Below are 13,120 nucleotides of genomic sequence, written 5' to 3' on the forward strand. Positions count from 1 at the left end.
AAAATTAACTGACCAATAGCGAACTCAATGGCTGATAAAAAAACTCCTGCAAAAAAGTCGTCTAGCAAACCTAAAGCGGCATCAAAAAAAACTACTGCTAAGCGCTCACGCACACCTCAAGTGCCTGCTAAAACAAGTTTATTGAGAAAACTTTGGTCAATTTTTTGGAAGCTTTCACTCGCAGTAATAGTTGCCATGGTGCTGTATCTAATTTATTTAGATGCAAAAATCACTCGCCAATTTGAAGGCAATAAATGGCAGTTACCTGCACAAGTATATGCCCGCGCAATGAGCTTTTATCCCGGGCAGTATTTGTCTCAGCAAGAGGTTATTTGGGAGTTAAACCGTTTAAATTACTCATCTGTGAATAAACTAAGCCGTACAGGTCAGTATGTTAAATCAGCAAACAGTATTAAAGTGTACCGTCGCGAGTTTGAGTTTTATGATGGCCTTGAAGATGCACACGTTATTGAGCTGCGTTTTTCAGGGCAGAAATTAGCAACTATCAAAGATAAGTTTGGCCGCCGTTTAAACAATGCTCGATTAGAGCCGGTTCAAATAGCTCGCATTGGTAATGATTCAAAACAAGATCGCGAGTTTGTGCCGCTAGATAAATTTCCGCCGATGCTAAAAGATACCTTGCTGGTGGTTGAAGATCGCAATTTCTATCAACACCATGGTGTATCTGTGTGGTCAATTATGCGCGCTTTATACAGCAATATTAAAGCCGGACGTACCGTGCAAGGGGGCAGTACTTTAACCCAGCAATTAGCAAAGAATATATACCTTACCCGTGAGCGTTCACTGGTGCGTAAGTTTAATGAAGCGCTTATTGCCTTGATATTAGATTACCGCTACAGCAAAGATGAAATTTTAGAAGCCTATCTGAATGAAGTGTATTTGGGTCAGTCTTACAATCAAGGTGTTCACGGTATGGGGCTTGCCGCTGAGTTTTATTTTTCAAAGCCTGTGGATGAGCTTGAATACGACCAAATCGCGCTATTAGTCGCTATGGTAAAAGGGCCATCGTACTATAATCCGCGCCGTTATAGTGAGCGCGCAATGGAGCGCCGTGATTTAGTGCTGCGCTTAATGGTTGAAAACAAGCTAATTGATACCCGTGAGTACCGCGCAGCATTAAAGCGCCCTATTGATATTGCACCAATGAAAGACAGCTTGCAAAAGTCGTATCCGGGTTACTTAGAATTAGTTAACCGAGAATTAAAGCGCCTACTACCTGATCAGCAGGTGTTAGATGCTGGGGTGCGTGTATTCACTTATTTTGACTTACAAAAGCAAACGGCCATGGAAGAGTCTGTTGAGGCAAGTCTACCTTATCTAGAAAGACGCCCTAAAACAGAAGAGCTTGAGGCTGCGATGATTTCTGTTAATGTCGAAAAAGGTGGGGTGTCGGCATTAGTTGCAGGCCGTGACGTACGTTATTTTGGTTTTAACCGTGTGCTTGATACCAAACGTAATATTGGCTCATTAGTTAAGCCAGCAGTTTATTTATCGGCATTTGAAAGTGGTCAGTTTAATGTTGCCACGTTGGTGGATGACTCACCGCTGCAAGTGACTAATGAGCAGGGTAAAGTGTGGCAACCTGAGAACTTCGACAAGCAGTTCCGCGGCCCTATGCCTCTTTATAAAGCATTTAGTAACAGTATTAATATCCCAGCCGTTAACACGGGTCTTGATGTTGGAGTTGATAAAGTCGCTGATACCTTGAAGCGTTTAGGTGTAGAAGGGCGTATTGATCAATATCCGTCGTTACTTTTAGGTGCACTTGAGCTTTCAAGTTTTGAAGTAGCGCAGCTTTATACAACGCTTGCTGCTGATGGTCAGTACCGTGAATTAACGTCTATCTCAGCCCTTACAGACTCAGTAGGTAAAGTGCTTTACAAGCATGATGTCAGCTCACAAAAACGCTTTGATGATGCATCAATCTACATGACTAAGTATGCAATGAAGCGCGTGACTAAAGATGGCACGGCTAAACGCCTAAATGCTCATTTCCCATCAATTCAGCTTGCCGGTAAAACAGGCACAAGTAACGAATTACGCGATAGCTGGTTTGCTGGTTTTGACCAAAACACCGTGACCGTTGCATGGATTGGCCGCGACGATAACAAGAGCACAGGTTTAACAGGCAGTGTTGGCGCACTAGAGGCCTACATTCGCTACCTTAAACCACTCAACCCTGAAGCTATAGCAGATACTCGTCCGGCTTCTATTCGTTGGGCATTCATTAATGAAGAAACCGGCCTGCAAGCGCCTCCGGGTTGTGGCAAAGTGGTGCAACTCCCCATTCGTGCAAGCGAGTTTGAGCCTAGACCTAATTGTCAGCGCTAAACTTGGCCATTGAATCATTTAGCTCAACACACAGTTGAGCTAAATTTTGTACGCTATTCATTGCCATAAGTGCACTTTTCTCTGTGTCTCTGGCAAGTTCACTGACATCTTCAGCGTGGTGTAAAGCGTTTTGAATTGCAGTGCCTTGCTGACTGACTTGAACTGCTATTTGCTTTCCTTGCATGCCAATATCAGACATTGATGCTGCGACAGCTAATAAATTATTTTTAGTGTGCTCTGCACTTTGTGAACCTTGTTCCATCTTCTCTACGCTTGCTTGCATTCTATCTTGTGTTAGCTTTGTTGCGGATTGAAGTGAATTAATAATTTGGTGGATCTCATGAGTTTGTTGTTGAGTGCGTTTTGCAAGGGTTCTTACTTCATCTGCAACAACCGCAAAGCCTCGGCCTTGTTCACCAGCTCTAGCTGCTTCTATCGCAGCATTCAAAGCTAGTAGGTTGGTTTGCTCGGCAATTTCATTTATACCATTACTCACGCTACTAATCGCTTGGCTGTCTTTAGCAAGTAACTCTAAGGCAGCAAGACCCTCGTTGAACTCTTGTTGTAAATGACTCATGTGCGTGGCTAAATTTGCGCTTTCATCAGCACCTTTTTGTACTTTTTTGGCTGCAGATGAAGCTAAATCAACGGCTTGAGAGGCAGACACCTCGACATGTTCGGCAGCTTGGCTCATTTCTGATAAAGCTTGGCTAATAGTTGACACACTTTGTTGCTGAACTTGTACATCTTGACTGGTTTTTTCAGAGTGACTCGTCACTGTATCTGTGGTTGTTATTACACTGCTCGTAGTGTGCTTGACTTCATTTACCATCAAAGAAAATGATGCCAATACATGATTAAACTCTTTTCCTATTGAGGTTAACTCATCTTTACCTGTTAACTTTAAACGAGCAGAGATATTACCTTGCGCGGCACTGTTAGCGGTTTCTGAAAAAAGCTTCAGGGTATCAACTACTAAACGATAAAATCCAAGCATCAAGTAACTGGCTATTATTAAAGATAATAGAGCCGCAGCGATAACAAGGTACAAAATGAATTGTTCATTGTTTAGCTTATAACTAATGATACTCGTAAGGGCTGGCTCAGTGTCAGCAATGTACTCATCTATACTTTGGTTTAGATTCGCTTTAAGGCTCAAAAATTGTGCTTTGCTTAATTCTATCGTATCAGGCTCCAACAGCCTTTGGTTAACTTGTTGCGAGAACTGAGATATGTTTTCTAGTAATGTTTCAGCACTAGGAGATAGTTGCTCTTTTATTTTATTGTCTTGTTGGAAGGCGATGGATAACGCATCTTTAAATTGCCCAGATAACTGGGGTATCGCTTTAATTTGGTTTGATAAAGCAATAAAGCTTTCTGGCGTAAACTTACCTTGATTTAATACTTTTTCAGCACTTTGGTAGGTGCTATTAAGATGGTAAATCAAGTTAGGCAAATGGGTGACTAAAGTACGATTTAAATAGTTAATAGTGAGGTTTTGACTAACAGCTAATTGCGACTCAATTGATACTGTTTCAAGTATGTTTTCTTCACTCGATGCATTGTGAGCATAACCTAAAGTTTGGGCGGAATTCAGCATGGCTTGTTGCTTGTTATCGACAAGATACGATAACAGCAAGCGGTAACTACTGATGCCTTTGTATTGTTGTTTTGAAACTTGGATATTTTCATTTAACAGACTGATTAGAAAAAATAAGCTCAGACACAGAGGAAAAACTAATAAACTAAACAATAAAGTAATTTTATGTTTGTACTTAAGTTGTGCCATTAAATTAACAGCAGGTATTATGAGTCTATTCACAGTTTTCTCGCTAAACAATACTAGTATAAAAAGAATAGACCGAAAAATAAGATATTTTCATTCAAATAAAAAAAGCCCTCACACTTTCATGTGAGGGCTTTTTCAAAATAATAGCTTTTTACAGCTTCGCGAATGCGCGCTCTGCGGCTGCAATGGTGTCGTTGATCTCTTTTTCAGAGTGTTCAGCGCACACAAAGCCTGCTTCAAACGCCGAAGGAGCGAGATAAACACCTTCTTCTAGCATTAAGTGGAAGAACTTTTTGAAGCGTTCTAAATCACACTCAGTCGCTTGTTGGTAGCTAGTTACTTTTTCTTTATCAGTAAAGAAGAAACCGTACATACCACCTGCGTAGTTTGTTGTAAGTGCAATACCTGCTTTTTTCGCAGCGGCTTCAAAGCCTTCACAAATTGCTTTGCTCTTTGCTTCAAGCTCGTCGTGCAGGCCGTCAGCACTTAAAAGTTCTAAAGATTTTAAACCGGCAGCCATGGCAATTGGGTTACCTGATAATGTGCCCGCTTGATAAACTGGACCAACAGGTGCGATGTAATCCATGATTTCTTTCTTACCGCCAAATGCACCCACAGGCATACCGCCACCGATCACTTTACCTAAACAGGTTAGGTCTGGTTTGATGTTGTAGTAAGCTTGTGCGCCACCTAAAGCAACACGGAAACCTGTCATTACTTCATCAAAAATAAGCACAGATTTGTATTCATCACACACCTCACGCAGACCTTCTAAGAAGCCTGGTACAGGTGGAATACAGTTCATGTTGCCAGCAACTGGCTCAACGATGATACAAGCGATGTCGTCAGCATATTTTGCGAAAATTGCTTTTACTTCATCAAGGTTATTAAACGACACAGTTAATGTGTGCTTAGCAAAGTCTTCAGGAATACCTGGTGAGTTTGGTACACCCATAGTCAGTGCGCCTGAGCCTGCTTTTACTAGTAGTGAGTCTGCATGACCGTGGTAACAGCCTTCAAACTTTAAGATTTTGTCACGGCCAGTGAAACCACGTGCTAAGCGAATTGCACTCATTGTTGCCTCAGTACCTGAGCTTACCATACGTACTTTTTCGATTGATGGTACTAGCTCTTTTACTTTTTCGGCCATTAAGATTTCAGTTTCGGTTGGCGCACCATAGCTTAAGCCATTTTCTACGGCTTCTAATACCGCTTGCTTAATAGCTGGGTGGTTATGACCCATGATCATGGGTCCCCATGAACCAACGTAATCGATATAACGGTTACCATCAGCATCAAAGGTAAAAGGGCCTTCAGCTTTAGTGATGAATAAAGGAGTACCGCCAACGCCATTGAAGGCACGAACTGGTGAGTTAACACCGCCTGGGATTGATTCTTGCGCGCGATTAAAAAGATCTTGGCTAATTGTCATGAATAGTCCTATTGGGTTGTCACGTTAAATGAATTGGTTTGCAAGGGCTCAAAGAGCCCAAAACGAAGCAAGTTAGCTATTACGTTTACGGCTAAACCAAGGCACGTCGACTTCATATTGCTCAACTTTGTCGGCAACATCTAAGGTTAGAGCAAACAACGCCATGCGAATTAACACGCCATTTTGCACTTGGCGGAAAATTGCTAGGTTGTCGTTGCTATTTAAATCGTTATCTAGCTCGTTTGCCTCTAAACGGCTGTCACGAGGGAGTGGGTGCATCAATACTGAGTTTGGCTTACAGTGTGCGTTGTAAATTGCTTGGCTGATACGGAAACCACCACGGTATTTGTTAGCTTCTTCTTGTGAAGGGAAGCGCTCTTCTTGGATACGGGTTTGATACACAATATCGGCCGCCAAGTTGCCTTCCATCTTATCGACTACTTGAATTTTATGACCTGCGTTATCTACAGCATCTAAAATGTAGTCTGGCATTTGTAAGCCATCAGGTGCCACCATAGAGAACTTAACGTCTTTATAATGACAAAGTAATTTAGATAAAGAGTGCACAGTACGGCCGTATTTTAAATCACCTACTAGGGCAATGTGCATACCGTCGATGCTTTGGTTGAAGCGACCTAGTTCACGCTCAATTGTTAGTAAGTCCAGTAGGGCTTGTGTTGGGTGCTCATTTGGGCCGTCACCGCCATTAATCACTGGCACGTCACACCCAGTGGCAAACTCAGCAACAGAGCCTGCGTCAGGGTGGCGCATTGCGACTGCATCTGCATACGCTGAGATAACGCGAGCGGTATCATACAAAGATTCACCTTTTGCAAGCGCCGAGCTTTGCATACCTGTTGTTTCACGAACCAAACCACCTAGTAAGTTAAATGCTGTACCAAAACTTACGCGAGTACGCGTGCTTGGTTCAAAGAACAAGTTCGCTAAAATTGCGCCCTCTAAAACATTGGTGCGCTTTTGCTTTTTAGCATAAGGCTCCATTTTCTTAGCAACTGCAAAAATACGTTCAATACAATCTCGATCAAGCTGATTGACCGACAGGATATTTTCACCTTGGAAACTTAGCATGGGGTTTGTTCCTAATCATATTTATAGGGCGCTGGCACTCGGTATGGGAGGCCGCATAAATTTGCGCAGTACTATAGCAAATTTTTAACGTTCACAGCAGCAAATTATAAGTTAGGTTTAATAATTGCCAGTGCCACTATAGCTAAAAGGATGAGTACCGGAACTTCATTAAAAATACGGTAAAAGCGATCGCTACGAGTATTGCGATCATGCTTAAAGTCAGCCAGTAATTTAAAGCAATAGCCATGATATATATAAAGGATAATTACTAACACCAGTTTGTAGTGCAGCCACATGCTGTATCTAAACCAATCACGACCATATTCAAAAATGGTCAGTAAGCCAAATACCAATGTTAAAACGGCAAACGGCGTCACAAAAAACAGTAAGCGGCGTTCCATTACTTTCAGCATTGAGTTACAGGCTTTTTCTTCACTCATTGCGTGGTAAACAAAAAGACGTGGCAGGTAAAAAATACCGGCAAACCAAGCAATCATAAAAAATACGTGGAAGGTTTTATAAACTAATAGCGCAGTCATTTAAGCATCCATTTTAATTGTTATAACAAACTATTGCGTATGGTAAGAATATGTCTGATTTGGTCCCAACGCAAAAGGCCCATAATCTGTTGGTTATCAAGTAGGTTGTAAATATACACCGCACCGCTGCGTTTATCTTTTAGTAAGTCAAAAGCATCGGCTAATGTTGCTTGGCTACTAAGGCCGGCAAGGCTGACATATTTGATGTTACTTTCTTGGTCAGACATCAAACTTAAATCATATTCAGCAAGACGATAGCCATTCTCTTCATCATGAACAATCAGCGGGGTTTGGCTATCAAGGGCATCGAGCGATTCTTTAATTTGTTGTTTGTCGTCACTGTAAAGCAGTTTGAACTGCTCATCCATTTCATCCATCACGCCTACTTTTTGTAATGCTTCTGTGGCAGGCGATATTTGATACTCAAGCCCTTGGAAGTCAAGTTGCTGCATAAAAATAGAGCGGTTACCAAAAAACTGTAATGCTGTGACATAAGCCGTTGAGATCACCAACATGGCTGGCACAATGATCTCGGGGCTTGAGGTTAACTCCATAACCGTAGTGAGTGCAGCAAGTGGTGCGTGTAATGTAGCGGCCAATAACCCAGCCATGCCAAGCATGCTGTAGGTACCTGTGATATCTACTCCTGGGCTAATAAACTGCGCAAAGAAGGCCATTAAGGTGCCCATTAATACCCCAAGCCCAATAACAGGGCCGATGATCCCACCTGGAATACCTAAACCAATGGCAAATAAGGTGGCGAGTAATTTGGCAATTAAGATGGTTGTTAAAAACTGCACATCATCTGGTGATTCAATAGCAATAGTGATGGCGCTCATACCTGAACCCATTGCATGAGGAACCATATAAGCAATTAACCCTGCAATTAACCCTGCCAGTAATAGGCGAGGAAACATGCTAAGCGGTTTAAAAGTGCGGATTATAAGCATCAAGTTTTGGTTAAACGCATAGGCAACAGCCCCTAGTGCCATACCAAAAATGATTAAAAATGGGTAATGCCAGCCACTCAATGGGTTCATGGTGATAAGCGCAAGCTCTGAAGCATCACCAAATACAAACTGAGTGGCTAAAGCACCAGTAACCGCAGCGAGCATAATGGGCACAAAAATATGCACTTTATATTCCCTAAGCACCACCTCCATAACAAAGATAACGGCTGCAAGTGGGGTGTTAAATGAGGCTGCAATTCCGGCTGCAACGCCACAACCGGTGAGGGTACGCATTGCATTGTGTGGAAGGTGTAGTTTATCGGCCAGTAAACTGGCACCTGTTGCACCCATATGCACTGATGGGCCTTCTCGGCCCACCGAAAAACCACTGATCAAGGCTAAAGCACCACCAACAAATTGGTTAACCGTGTTATAGAGTGGCATATGACCGTAGTATTTTTTTATTCGATGAATGACAAATGGAATACCAAGTCGATAATGTTTAAATCCAGTTGAAGCTGCAAAAAGGGCAATTAATAAGGCTGCGCCGACTGGTAATAAAACACGTTCAAGAGTAGGAAGCGTAGAAAAGTCATCAGGCTTTTCTAAGAATAAGCTCTGGAAAAACATGATCGTAAGGCGAAAGAATATGATCAGCACTGCCGCAATTAACCCTGCACTCACACCAAGTAAGCACAATTGCACAGATGTTTTAGGCTTTGCTAGTCGACGTCTTAGTCTCTCAAGCCACACGCATATTTCCTCACAGCACTTTTGAGCCGCAGTTTACCAAATCAAACTCACTAAGTCGTTGGCATTTTATATTTTTATCTTCTTTTTGGGAAAATCGAGCTGATTATAATATTTAATGACTGAGCCAAGGTTATGGTTGCATACTTATCACTGTCATAGGAGAGTTATGTTTTTGCTTGTACATGCGCTCATCAGCTTTATTTAATAAGTCGTCAAGTGATTTTGCATCATCAGGATATAAAGCATAACCAACACTTGCGCCTACATTTAAATAACCCACCTCAGATGCAATTGGCGTTGATATTGAGTTAATAAAACGTGTTAGAGCTCGCTCAATCTGATTTTGATTTTCTATATCAGTAATGACTATGACAAATTCATCACCCCCAATGCGTGCAACACAATCTGTTTTTCGGGCTGTTTCAAGTAACCGTTTAGCAATTTCAACAAGCACGAAATCACCAACTAAATGACCATGGGTGTCATTGATGGGCTTAAATTTGTCAAGGTCAAAGTATAAACAACCAACCTTACCACCTGTGCGTTCAACACGGTCAAACTCATGATTAATAAACTTACTTAAAGCGCTTCTGTTTGCAAGACCGGTAAGATGATCTGTTTGTGCCAACATTCGTATCTGTTGTTCAGCCAAAACCCGCTTGGTAATATCAAAATTGACGCCGATCATCCGTTTTCCGTAGATTCTTCCGTCGGCATTGATATAGCGAGTTCTGCCAGAAGATAAAACGATACGAAACTCAGCATGAAATTCTTCATTGTTTAGTATCGAAAGCTTGAGCTTATTTGTAACGTCCTCATAATCATCTGGGTGTAAGGTGCTCGCCCATGTTGAGTAATTGCCTTTAAAAGATGTTTTTGGAATTTCGAACAAGGTATGCATCCAGTCATCCCAGATTAATTCATTGGTTTCAAAGTTCCACTCCCAAATTCCAATGTGTGCTGCATCTGCAGCCATTGACATCCGTTGATGTAAGTTCTCAAGATCTGTTTTTGCTTGTTTTAATTCAGTAACATCTTCAGATACATCCAGTAAGTAGCGAGCTTTTCCTTGAGCGTCTCTAATTGCGAGCTTTCTGGTTCGAAGATAATGCGTTCGACCATTTATGGTCATAGGCTTCTCAGTTACAAAAAGTGTTTCGTTACTTTTTAGTACATCCCTATCTGTTTGAATAAAATTCACGGCGTCCTCATCGCTAAAAATATCAAAGTCATTTAAGCCAATGAGTTGCTCTTTAGTTTTACCTAAAAGTTGCTCACCTGCTTTATTGACATGGCTAAATGTTAGATGCTCGGCCTCTTTTACGAACAGCATAATAGGTAAGTTATCGAAAATTGTTTGTGTAAACGCTTCTTGGTTTTGAATGTCGCTTAGGTCTTTAATAGTTGCAACGTAAGAGCCTGCTTCTTTTTTGCCAATGGAGCTAATTGTGAGAGTGATAGGAAAGTAGCATTTATCTTTACGTAACCCCTTTAATAGGCGGCTCTTATTTGTACTCACGTTTTCTTTTTTTTGCTGTGGGTCGCAGAATATCTCATCTAACTGCGATGATTGTTTTGGGATTAAAGTGTGGATATGTTTACCGATTAGGTGGGTTGGTTCATAGCCAAAAACAGGAAGAACTGCTGGGTTAGCGAATTCAATTACTCCTACATTATTAAAGCTAATAACGACATCTTGAACTGTATTCAGCACGGCTTCAAGTTTGGCTGATAGTAAACTTCGTGCTCTAAGTTCGACAATTCCTAATACGAACAGACTTAGGGCTAATAAGACGGATATAATTAATTTTGCAAGCGCAGCGTTATCATGGCCAGATGTATAAATGGTATAATCAGTCTCAAATACAGTCATTGAAATCATACCAATGTAGTGCATGCTTGAAATAGCACTCCCCATAATGACTGCAACGAGAATGTTTATACGTGTTTGGTTTACCTCACGCTCATTTCTAAAATCATTAATCCATAGTGCAATGCCAGAAAGAACAATTGCGACTAAAATCGATAATGAAAATAACCAAGGTTCATAGGCCATGTGGGCTGGCATCATCATTGCCATCATGCCAATAAAGTGCATACAACCAATACCAGCCCCCATAAGTACACTTCGAAAAACTAGCCCTTTGCCACGCCCAATAGTGGGGGAAAGAACAATATAACTTGCAAAAACGCTTGGCAAAATAGAGATCAAAGTGACCGTGATGTTGTATTCAACAGCGATAGGAAGTTTATAGGCGAGCATACCTACAAAATGCATACCCCAGATACCAATACCTAAAAAGCACGATGCTAACAAAGTCCATACAAGGCTTTCATTTCTTAATTGAGAGCTTTTAATTTTTGCTGATAGTAAAAATGAAATGTAAGAAGTAAAGACCGCAGTAAGTACGGATAAGCAAACGAGTAAACTATCGTACTGCGCAGGGATTGTTTGCGAGCTAGTTAAGCTTGGACTAATGAAATGCAGCTTTAAATGATCTATCACTGTGATGGTCCCTCATCGCATAACTTTTACATGGGTAAAAAGTACTACAATTAAATGTTAGTTCAATGCGAATATGTTAGCCAATCCTATACTAAAATATTTTCAATGGGAGGCGATACTTGATTAAAATACTCGGGTATTAGATAATTGCGACCATTATAGGTTTTGAGGGTTTTGGTATGTCAGATGAGTTGCCAATCAAGTTCAGCGATGCAGCAGCTGTTCGCGTTAAACAGTTAATCGAGGAAGAAGAAAATCCTGATCTAAAGCTACGTGTATACGTTACAGGTGGTGGTTGCTCAGGTTTCCAATATGGTTTTACTTTTGATGAAAAAGCTAACCCTGGCGATTTAGAAATTGTTAAAAATGGTGTAACGCTAGTTGTTGACCCTATGAGTATTCAATACCTAGTTGATGGTACCGTTGATTACACAGAAGGCCTTGAAGGGGCTCGCTTTTTTGTGAATAACCCGAACGCAACTACAACCTGTGGTTGCGGAGCCAGCTTCAGCGTTTAATTATTTATGAAAGCCACTTGATGTGGCTTTTTTATTGCTTTAACTTCTCATAATATCCTGCCTCTGCTAAATTTTACGCATTATTAGAAGGAATTTTGCGTTGCCAAATATAACTACAACAATAGAAAAGAAACCCTATATTTTAGCTATCGCCATTGTTTTGGTGATTATATTGTGGATGCTATCCGGCGATAGCAAAGCAGATCAAAACGCGCAGCAAAGTAAAGAACAAGCCCAAGAGCGCTTGCCTAAAGTGCAGGTGATGTCATTAGTTGCTAAGAAAATAAATAAAAACCTGACCTTTTACGGTAAATCAGAGCCTGACAAAATCGCAAATATTAGCGCTAGGCAAGCAGGACAAGTACTCGAAATCTTGGTTGAAGAAGGTCAGTTTGTAAAACAAGAACAGGTTATTTTACGCCTCGATAAGTCTGATTTAGCCGCCCAAATTACATCAGCAGAAGCCTTAGTGGCACAGTATCAAACTGAATACGAAGGCGCCCTTAAGCTAAATCAGCAAGGTTTACAGAACAAAGTATTAACCATGCAAGCGCAAGCTATGTTGCAACAGGCTAAAGCAACCTTAGTTAGCCTTGAATTAAAACTAGAGCGCACTGAAGTACGCGCTGCTTTTGATGGCGTTATTAACAAACGTTTAGTCGAAATTGGTGATTATGTTGGCATAGGCGACCCTATTTTACAGCTCGCTGATTTAGACCCGTTAATTGTTAGAGCCGATGCGACTCAAAAAGAAGTGCAAGGCTTAGAAGTCGGGCAAGCTACTTTTGCTCATGTTTTAAATGACAAAACCTATCCTGGTCGTATTCGTTATATTGCATCTGTTGCTGATGACAGCACCAATACATTTCGCATCGAAGCGGCGTTTGAAAACCCAGGAATGAAATACAAAGCAGGTTTTTCGACTCAGCTAAATATTGAGTTGCCAACTGAGCCTGCAATGTTATTAAGCCCGGCTTTTATGGCCCTTGATGAGCAAGGTAATATCGGCGTAAAAGTCGTGAATGACGATAATATTGTTGAGTTTAAATCGGTGAATCTGGCTAAAAGTACCGAGCAGGGGGTTTGGCTTTGGGGTTTAGGCGAACAAGCAAATGTCATTACCCTTGGTCAAGGTTTTGTGCGTGCCGGTGATAAAGTTGAGCCCGTGTTTACTGAAGCTACGAGCAACTAA

Annotated in this window: 9 protein-coding genes; 3 read left to right on the plus strand and 6 right to left on the minus strand. The window is 41.3% G+C overall.

Annotated features, from left to right (window positions below; genetic code table 11):
* Positions 1 to 27 precede the first annotated feature (27 nt).
* Positions 28 to 2,352, plus strand: a complete 2,325-nt coding sequence (gene mrcB / locus L1266_RS10015) for a penicillin-binding protein 1B (RefSeq protein ID WP_054554262.1) — start codon at positions 28 to 30, stop codon at positions 2,350 to 2,352.
* Here mrcB and L1266_RS22385 read toward each other — a convergent pair.
* The 6 genes from L1266_RS22385 to L1266_RS10045 form a co-directional block, all read right to left on the minus strand.
* Entirely contained in the window at positions 2,336 to 4,174 is a 1,839-nt protein-coding gene (locus L1266_RS22385; RefSeq protein WP_235377459.1) for a methyl-accepting chemotaxis protein, read from the minus strand. The two genes, mrcB and L1266_RS22385, sit on opposite strands and share 17 nt — an antisense overlap.
* Before the next feature lie 118 nt (positions 4,175 to 4,292).
* Positions 4,293 to 5,573, minus strand: coding sequence for a glutamate-1-semialdehyde 2,1-aminomutase (gene hemL / locus L1266_RS10025; protein WP_138601779.1), 1,281 nt, complete (start codon positions 5,571 to 5,573; stop codon positions 4,293 to 4,295).
* Between the two features lie 72 nt (positions 5,574 to 5,645).
* A complete protein-coding gene (locus tag L1266_RS10030; protein WP_054554265.1) occupies positions 5,646 to 6,662 on the minus strand; it encodes an aspartate carbamoyltransferase in 1,017 nt (338 codons plus the stop codon).
* 104 nt (positions 6,663 to 6,766) lie between these two features.
* Entirely contained in the window at positions 6,767 to 7,201 is a 435-nt protein-coding gene (locus tag L1266_RS10035) for a CopD family protein (protein WP_054554266.1), read from the minus strand.
* A 20-nt stretch (positions 7,202 to 7,221) separates the two neighbouring features.
* The gene (locus tag L1266_RS10040; protein WP_138601775.1) at positions 7,222 to 8,904 is read right to left on the minus strand and encodes a chloride channel protein; all 1,683 of its coding nucleotides are present in this window, start codon (positions 8,902 to 8,904) and stop codon (positions 7,222 to 7,224) included.
* Between the two features lie 130 nt (positions 8,905 to 9,034).
* Positions 9,035 to 11,410 (minus strand): diguanylate cyclase domain-containing protein, encoded by a 2,376-nt coding sequence (locus L1266_RS10045; RefSeq protein ID WP_235377460.1) that lies wholly within the window; start codon positions 11,408 to 11,410, stop codon positions 9,035 to 9,037.
* A 179-nt stretch (positions 11,411 to 11,589) separates the two neighbouring features.
* Between L1266_RS10045 and erpA the strand changes: the two genes are divergently transcribed.
* Positions 11,590 to 11,928 carry an iron-sulfur cluster insertion protein ErpA gene (erpA, locus tag L1266_RS10050; RefSeq protein WP_036966451.1) on the plus strand — a complete coding sequence of 113 codons (339 nt, stop codon included), beginning with the start codon at positions 11,590 to 11,592 and terminating at the stop codon, positions 11,926 to 11,928.
* Between the two features lie 100 nt (positions 11,929 to 12,028).
* The gene (locus L1266_RS10055) at positions 12,029 to 13,120 is read left to right on the plus strand and encodes an efflux RND transporter periplasmic adaptor subunit (RefSeq protein WP_054554269.1); all 1,092 of its coding nucleotides are present in this window, start codon (positions 12,029 to 12,031) and stop codon (positions 13,118 to 13,120) included.

Source organism: Pseudoalteromonas sp. Cn5-37, from assembly GCF_021532495.1.
GTDB lineage: Bacteria > Pseudomonadota > Gammaproteobacteria > Enterobacterales > Alteromonadaceae > Pseudoalteromonas > Pseudoalteromonas simplex.

Bases quoted from the DNA above. Each gene is read 5' to 3' on its own strand.
- mrcB (WP_054554262.1), top strand. From the start codon at position 28: ATGGCTGATAAAAAAACTCCTGCAAAAAAGTCGTCTAGCAAACCTAAA.
- L1266_RS10030 (WP_054554265.1), bottom strand. From the start codon at position 6,662: ATGCTAAGTTTCCAAGGTGAAAATATCCTGTCGGTCAATCAGCTTGAT.
- L1266_RS10035 (WP_054554266.1), bottom strand. From the start codon at position 7,201: ATGACTGCGCTATTAGTTTATAAAACCTTCCACGTATTTTTTATGATT.
- erpA (WP_036966451.1), top strand. From the start codon at position 11,590: ATGTCAGATGAGTTGCCAATCAAGTTCAGCGATGCAGCAGCTGTTCGC.
- hemL (WP_138601779.1), bottom strand. From the start codon at position 5,573: ATGACAATTAGCCAAGATCTTTTTAATCGCGCGCAAGAATCAATCCCA.